Annotated in this window: 1 protein-coding gene; it reads left to right on the top strand. The window is 79.1% G+C overall.

Annotated elements, in window-relative coordinates; genetic code table 11:
* On the top strand, positions 1–537 hold a 537-nt coding region (locus tag BG452_RS37190), incomplete at both ends, for an LLM class flavin-dependent oxidoreductase (protein ID WP_188308767.1).

Raw genomic sequence — 537 nt, 5'->3', positions numbered from 1 at the left:
TCGGCGACCGCCCGGCCGCCCGGCCCGGCCGCCCCGCCCCGCCGGCCGCGATCGTCGCCGCGTCGATGCTCGCGGTGTGCACCCGGCGGATCGGCCTGGTGATGGACGCCGCGCCGGCCTACTGCGAGCCGTACAACCTGGCCCGGATGGTCGCCTCGCTGGACCACATCAGCGGCGGCCGGGCCGGCTGGCGGGTGGTGACCGGCCCCGACCCGGAGGCGGACGCCAACCACCGCCGGGACGGTGTCGACCCAGCGGACGGCCGGGAGGCCCGGGCCGCGGAGTTCCCGCCGCTGCTGCGCGACCTCTGGGACACCTGGGAGGACGGCGCCTTCGTGCACGAGAAGGACACCGGGCGGTTCATCGACCCGGACCGCGTCCACGTGCTCGACCACTCCGGCCCGGTGCTGCGGGTGCGCGGGCCGCTCAACCTGGTCCGCCCGCCGCAGGGCCACCCGGTGCTGCTGGCCCCGGCCGGCGAGCCGCTGCTCGCCGCCGAGGCGGACGTGCTGGTCGCGGGGGCGCCCGACCGGGCGG

It is taken from the genome of Streptomyces sp. CBMA123 (assembly GCF_014596465.1).
In the GTDB taxonomy this organism is placed as follows: Bacteria; Actinomycetota; Actinomycetes; order Streptomycetales; family Streptomycetaceae; genus Kitasatospora.
Note: the sequence above shows the minus strand (reverse complement) of the source record. Positions and strands in the feature narration are given on the sequence as shown.